Below are 6,639 nucleotides of genomic sequence, written 5' to 3'. Positions count from 1 at the left end.
GTACTGCACCGGGGACGGTGTGGGAGAGTAGGTCACCGCCGGACAATCGTTTCACGTAGGGCCCTCACCGTTGGTGGGGGCCTTCGTGCTTTCACGGGCCCTTTTCGCGTTGCGGAGAGGCCTCTGGACGCTCTTCGGTCCTGCCATTCGGTACTCATGGCAACACGGCGGCCGTCGAGTCGGACGGCTTTGTAGTCCCTCAAGGACCGCCCGCAAGGATGCGGTGCCATGTCGTGATCATTTGCGGGAGCCGCAGGAAGGGCGTGTGGACTTTCGAGGGCTTGCTAGGCTGAAGGGGCCGGGCCACCCCACCTGCGGGTGGCCTTCGTCGCGCCAGACCACGATAGGGCGGGGCAGCGATAGCGAACGGGGCGCACCCCGCGGCCGGAGACCGCCCACATAGCGAATCGTCCCATCCGATCGAAGAGACGGGACACGCTCGCAGAGTGAGCCAACGAATGGACCAGAAGTGAACAGTGACAACGGGCCTGAGGGCGCCGGCCGACGCGAAGAGGGCGAAAACCGCGGATCCGGTGGTCAGGGAGGCCACCGCAACGATCGCGCAGGTGGTGACAGGGGACGTCCGGGCGACGGTCCCCGATACGGTGAGCGCCGAGAGGGGCGCCCGAGTGGTTCCTACGGCTCTCGTGATCGTGGCGACCGGCCGTCTTACAACCGTGACGACCGTGGCTCCGGCCGTCCCGCGTTCAACCGCGATGACCGTCCGAGTGGCGGGCAGAGGCCCTCGGGGCCGCGTGGAGAGGGTCAGCGTTCTTACGGTGACCGTGACCAGGCCCGTGGTGGTTCCTACGGAGCCCGTGACCGTGGGGACCGGCCGTCTTACAACCGTGACGACCGTGGTTCCGGTCGCCCTCCCTTCAACCGTGACGACCGTGGTGAGCGCAGGCCGTTCAACCGCGATGACCGTCCGGGAGGAGGTCGTCCTCCGTTCAATCGTGACGACCGGCCCGGTGGTGGGTATCGCGGTGATCGCGGTGATCGTCCGTCGTTCAACCGTGACAGTCGTGGTGGGGATCGTCCGCCGTTCAATCGCGATGATCGTGGTTCCGGTCGTCCTCCCTTCAATCGTGATGATCGTGGTGGGGACCGTCCGTCGTTCAACCGTGATGATCGTGGTGGCGAGCGTCGTTCGTACGGTGATCGCGATCAGTCGCGCGGTCAGTACGGCTCGCGTCCCGGTGGTGGTGGTGAGCGCAGGCCGTTCAACCGCGATGACCGTCCGGGGGGAGGACGTCCTCCGTTCAATCGTGATGATCGTGGTGGGGACCGCCCGTCGTTCAACCGTGACGACCGTGGTGAGCGCAGGCCGTTCAACCGTGACGACCGTCCCGGTGGGGGGCGCCCGCCGTTCAATCGTGACGACCGTCCCGGTGGGGGGTATCGAGGTGATCGTCCGCCGTTCAACCGCGATGATCGTGGTTCCGGTCGTCCTCCCTTCAATCGTGATGATCGTGGTGGGGAGCGCCCGTCGTTCAACCGCGATGACCGCGGCGGCGAGCGTCGTTCGTACGGCGACCGCGACCAGACCCGTAGCCGTTATGGTTCGCGTCCGGACGGTGAGCGCAGGCCGTTCAACCGCGATGACCGTCCGGGTGGAGGACGTCCTCCGTTCAATCGTGATGATCGTGGTGGGGAGCGCCCGTCGTTCAACCGTGACGACCGTGGTGAGCGCGGGCCGTTCAACCGTGACGACCGTCCCGGTGGGGGGCGTCCCTTCGGGAACCGTGACCGCGACGGTGAGGGGTCCCGCACCCGCTATGGCAGGGATGACCGGTCCGGTGGCCGCGACGAGGCTCCCAGCAGCCAGCGTGAGGAGCTGCCGGAGCTCGCTCCGGACATCACTGCGGAGGAGCTCGACAAGGAGATCCGCGAGGAACTGCGTTCCCTTCCGCTCGACCTCGCGGACCTGATCTCCCGCCATCTGGTGGCGGCCGAGAGGGCTCTGGGAGAGGACGACGCGGAGCGGGCGTACGAGCACACGAAGGTCGCTCGTCGCTTCGCGGCCAGGATCGGGGTGATTCGCGAGGCCGTCGGCATCGCGGCCTACCGCGCCGGTCACTTCTCCGAGGCGCTCAGCGATCTGCGCGCGGCTCGCCGGATGACGGGTTCCGACTCGTTCCTTCCGATCATGGCGGACTGTGAGCGTGGCCTCGGCCGTCCCGAGCGCGCCCTTGACCTGGTCCGCTCCAAGGAGGCCGAGCGGCTCGACCGCGTCGGCAAGATCGAACTTGCCATCGTGGAGTCCGGTGCCCGGAGGGATCTCGGCCAGAACGACGCCGCGGTCATCACCCTCCAGCGCCTTCCCGAGCTGCGCGACACCCGTCCCCAGCCCTGGTCGGCCCGTCTCGCCTTCGCCTACGCCGACGCGCTGTCGGTGGCGGGTCACGAGGGGCCCGCCACCGAGTGGTTCGGCCGGGCGATGGCCTTCGACGAGGAGGGTGAGACCGACGCGGCCGAGCGTTACGCGGAGCTGACGGGCGCTGTCATCGAAGATCTCGAAGAGGACGACGACGAGGACGGGGAGATCGAGGACGGCGAAGCCCGTTCCCAGGGCGGCGCCGATGCCGAGATCGACACCGATGACGTCCATCTCGACGATGACGCCGACATCGACGACGTCGCGGATCTGGACGCGGAGATCGAAGACGAAGACGATCTCTTTGACGAAGAGTTCGGTGCGAACCGGTTCGTCGCCGGTGATGCTCCGGGCAACGGATCTTCCGATGAAGAGGGCTCTTCCGAGAGCGTCCCTTCCAGGGACGAGACGGTCGATGCCGAGCGGAAGGTGGAGCGCGCCGTCGGCCCGGCCTTCATCGAGCCTGACTTCGGCGACATTCTCAGTGACACCCCCGATGCCGGCTCCGACGGAGACGACGACCTGGACGAGGATCGGGACGTCGATCGGGACAAGGCCGAGGACAAGCCGGACCGGGATCACCGGGGCAAGTCCGAGAAGTAGTCCTCAGGGACCTCTGCCGCGTTCCGGGTGGGCGAACCGCGCACCCGGAACGCGCAAGGCGCCTCCGGGGTGATCCTGGGTCTTCCGGGACAGTTTTTACGGTTGGACCCGGTCCAGCCAGTGCAGGATGCCGGCCACGTTGGACGGGGCGCCGCTCAGCATCTCGAACTGCTCGGCGGTCGCCTCGTCCGCTTTCAGGGCCGCGTAACGGTCGCGGGTGCGTTCCCTGACCATGGCGACGGCGTGGTCCAGATCCATGCCCTCCGCGTGGGCCTGGCGGGTCAGGTCGACCCAGACGCGAAGCTCCTCGGCGGAGCGTCCCAGGACCTCCTCCACGTCCGCGACCGGTCCGTAGTGACTGAAGAGCAGCCTCTGCGGGCCCAGCGCCTTGAACAGGGCGATCGAGTCCAGCGCGGTCCGCAGGTCGAAGTCCGGCGGGGGTGTGGCGGGGCGCAGGTCGTCCGTCTCCGGAAGGTAGACCCCGGCCGCGTCGCCGACGTAGAGGTCTCCGGTGCCGGAGTCGATGAGCCCCACATGGTGTTTGGCGTGCCCCGGCGAGTAATGGCTGTTCAGGGTACGTCCGTTGCCGAGGTCGATCGTGCCGGTGTCACCGAGCGCGCGGATCCGCGATGCTTCCGTGGGGGAGAGCTCGCCGAACAGGGTGTCCAGCTTGTCGCCCCAGACCATCCGCGCGCTGGCCATCAGCCTGGACGGGTCGGCTAGATGCCGGGCCCCCTTCTCGTGAACCACGATCTCCGCGTCCGGGTAGAAGCCGGCGATGTCGCCGACCCCGCCCGCGTGATCGAGGTGGATGTGTGTGACGACGACCGTGGCGAGGTCTCGGGGGCCGACGCCCAGCGAGGTCAGGGCGTCGCGCACCACGGGGGCGGAGGTGGAGGTTCCGGTCTCCACCAAGCAGGGACGGTCTCCGAGGATCAGGTATCCGGCGGTGATGCTGGAGTATCCGGCCATCTTCGTGTCGATCTCATAGACGTCCCCGCCGAGGGCGGTGATGTTTTCCACAGGCCACCTCATAACTGGAACCGGCATCCACAGAACGGTATTCGGCCGTTCCGGCGCAGCTCACATCGTAGAGAGTTGTCCTCGACCAGCAAGATCGAGGGGGATCGCATGGACCGTAACGAGGTCATTCTCGTGGGCCGCCTACCTGAGGTGGCCCAGATCAGGTCGTTGCCGAGCGGGAGCAGGCTCGGCACCTGGCGTCTGATCGTCCGGCGGCAGCATCACGGGCGTGGTGCCCGGGTCGACACCATTCCGTGCGCGTCGTTCGAGCTCGAGGTGATCGAGGCCGTGGCGGGTTGGCTGCCGGATGACGTCGTCGAGGTGACGGGTTCGCTACGCCGCCGCTGGTGGGGAAGCGAGGGGGCCAAATCGTCCGGGTACGAGGTCGAGGTGCGTTCGGCGAGACGCCTCGAACGCAGGGTCACCACGATTCTGACCGGCGAGGAGGAAGTTCCGGTGCCCGCCCCGCCTCGGCCGGTGCGCTCACTTATGCACACGGGGCAGAGGATCATCGGGCAGGAGACAGCGGGGCGTGAGGGTCCTGGGCAGGATGCGGAGCCGCGGCTCACGCCGGTCGGGCCTGATCCCACCCCTGACCTCACCGCAGCCGGGCCGGGGCTCCCTCCGGCCGGGCTGGATACCACCTTGTCCGAATCATCGAATTCCGCCCCGGTCGGATCAGACCTCGTCGGGCCTGACTCGGCCTCGGTCAGGTCGAGGCTCGTACGGGTCGGCCTGGAACCGGATCCGGTCGGATCGGATCCCCTGGGGCTGGATTCGGCCTTGGTCAGGCCGGGGCTCGTTCCGGTCGAGACGGATCGGGGCCCGGCCGCACCGGATCCCCTCGGGCTTGATCCGGACTCGGCCGGGCCGGGGCTCACTCCGGTTGGACGGGATCCCGCCTCGGCCGGGTTTGACGACCTCCCCCCGGCCCGATCAGGCCTTGATCCGGAAGGCATGCCGGTGCCGGTTCCGCGAGTCCTGGAGGCGCCGGTTCCGGGCCGCTCGCAGATGCCTCACCTCGCGACGCGTGCGGACGCGGTTTCCTGAGCGGGCGAGTGACCGGTGCCCTTCTTTTCGCGCATCTTTCCCGCACATCCGATATCCCGGTTCTTTTCCGTGCATCCGAGATACCTGACTTCCGAAGTCTTTCGGAGATCCTGTCTCCTTTCTGGATTCAGGCTCCTTGGAACCTCAGGAGTCGGGCTTCTCATAGGGCGGGTCGTTCGTGGGCGGTGTCCACGTAGGGGTGAGCAGGCGCAGGACCAGACCGGTTCTGGGCTTCGGGCCGAAGGAGGTGGATTTGCGAGGCACCCGTTCCCCCTGAGCCGCGACCGCGAGCACCTCGTCGACGGCGAGCGGGCGCAACAGCACCGCGGTGCCACCGGAGGCCCGTGCGAGCCGTACGGCGGCCTCCGGATCGTGGTGGACGATGCGCACCGACTGTTCGTCGTCCCGCATCCCCCAGACCTTCGGCAGGAGAAACTCCGCGAGGATGGAGGTGTTCAACGCTCGCCACCTGGCCGAGTGCTCGGACGGCATGGCGTATTCGAGTTGATCGGGGTCAGGGTCGCTGAGAAGGTGGGTGAGCCCGCCGGAGGACAGCAGGTAGGCCGGTCCGGTGGTCTCCTCCAGTGCGGCCAGGCCTTCGGGCAGGTCCGCGTGCTCCCGCACCCGCCACGAGCCCTTGGCCTTGGCCAGTGCCTCCTCGAGCGGCAGCTCGGGAATGACCCGGTGGATGGCCTTCAGATCCGGCGGGTAGGCGCTGGAGTCCACCAGGAGCGCAAGACCGAAATCCCACGGCTCGGGCTCCGCCGCGGCCGTCGTAGCGCCGGTGGTGGCGGCTCGGTGTTGCCGCTGGAGCGCGAGGTAGGTGGCGTAACGATGGTGTCCGTCGGCGATGAGAGCCTGGCGGGGACGGAGATCGGTGTCGATGGAGGTGAGTTCCCCGGTGTCGGTGACGGCCCACAGCCGATGTCTGACCCCGTCCTCGGTCTTCGCCTCCACCAGCGGGGGACGGGACGCGGCGATCTGGTCGACGAGGCGGGTGGTGGCGCCGCCCGCGCCGTCGTAGAGCAGGAAGATGGGTTCGAGGTTGGCTTCCGTGGTGCTCATCAACGCCAGCCGGTCGGCGACCGGTCCGGGCATCACGTTCTCGTGGGGCAAGACGATGTGCAGTTCCGGACCTGCCAGGCCCACATCGCCGATGATTCCGCGCTGCAGGACCCCGGGCCCCGACTGCTCGTAGACGTAGACCGCGGGCGTCTCGTCGGCGGTCAGCACTCCGGAGGAGAGCCATTGGTGAAGCGTCTCCCGCGCCTCGGCGTATCTCTGCTGGTCGGTGCCGGGAAGGATCAAACGCACCACGTTGTTGGGGTGGGTGTCGAGCAGCTTTCGCACGCCGGCCTCGTCGATGAGGTCGTAAGGCGGTGAGGTGACGCCGGCCAGATCGTCGACCGCGAACCGTACGCCGCGGAACGGGCGTAGCACCAGCCCGTCGGGTATCGGCAGTTCAGGATTCGCCATAGAGGGCATGCTGCCATAAAGGCCTGAAACGGCCGGGGGCCGCTTCGAGTCTGTGGTGGTGCCCGGTCCGTCAGGGAATCGGCCAGATCTGTCGTCTGTCGATGAAGGAG

5 protein-coding genes are annotated in these 6,639 nt (G+C 67.8%); 2 read left to right on the top strand and 3 right to left on the bottom strand.

What is annotated here, in order from left to right; translation table 11 throughout:
- Positions 1-199: 199 nt before the first annotated feature.
- Entirely contained in the window at positions 200-2,080 is a 1,881-nt protein-coding gene (locus tag ACFYWM_RS13860) for a hypothetical protein (RefSeq protein ID WP_389913596.1), read from the bottom strand.
- Between ACFYWM_RS13860 and ACFYWM_RS13855 the strand changes: the two genes are divergently transcribed.
- Positions 2,036-2,980: a hypothetical protein gene (locus tag ACFYWM_RS13855; protein ID WP_389913593.1), complete on the top strand. Its 945-nt coding sequence runs from the start codon at positions 2,036-2,038 to the stop codon at positions 2,978-2,980. The genes ACFYWM_RS13860 and ACFYWM_RS13855 overlap by 45 nt on opposite strands.
- Positions 2,981-3,076: 96 nt before the next feature.
- Here ACFYWM_RS13855 and ACFYWM_RS13850 read toward each other — a convergent pair whose 3' ends face one another.
- Positions 3,077-4,015 (bottom strand): MBL fold metallo-hydrolase, encoded by a 939-nt coding sequence (locus ACFYWM_RS13850; protein WP_389913630.1) that lies wholly within the window; start codon positions 4,013-4,015, stop codon positions 3,077-3,079.
- Positions 4,016-4,078: 63 nt separating this feature from the next.
- On the opposite strand from ACFYWM_RS13850, the gene ACFYWM_RS13845 reads away from it, so the two are divergent.
- Positions 4,079-5,053 carry a single-stranded DNA-binding protein gene (locus tag ACFYWM_RS13845; RefSeq protein ID WP_389913590.1) on the top strand — a complete coding sequence of 325 codons (975 nt, stop codon included), beginning with the start codon at positions 4,079-4,081 and terminating at the stop codon, positions 5,051-5,053.
- A 144-nt stretch (positions 5,054-5,197) separates the two neighbouring features.
- On the opposite strand, the gene ACFYWM_RS13840 is transcribed toward ACFYWM_RS13845, so the two are convergent.
- Positions 5,198-6,538, bottom strand: a complete 1,341-nt coding sequence (locus ACFYWM_RS13840; protein ID WP_389913587.1) for a DUF1015 family protein — start codon at positions 6,536-6,538, stop codon at positions 5,198-5,200.
- Positions 6,539-6,639 lie beyond the last annotated feature (101 nt).

Origin of the sequence: Streptosporangium sp. NPDC002721 (assembly GCF_042888905.1) — a bacterium.
Lineage (GTDB): Bacteria > Actinomycetota > Actinomycetes > Streptosporangiales > Streptosporangiaceae > Streptosporangium.
Note: the sequence above shows the minus strand (reverse complement) of the source record. Positions and strands in the feature narration are given on the sequence as shown.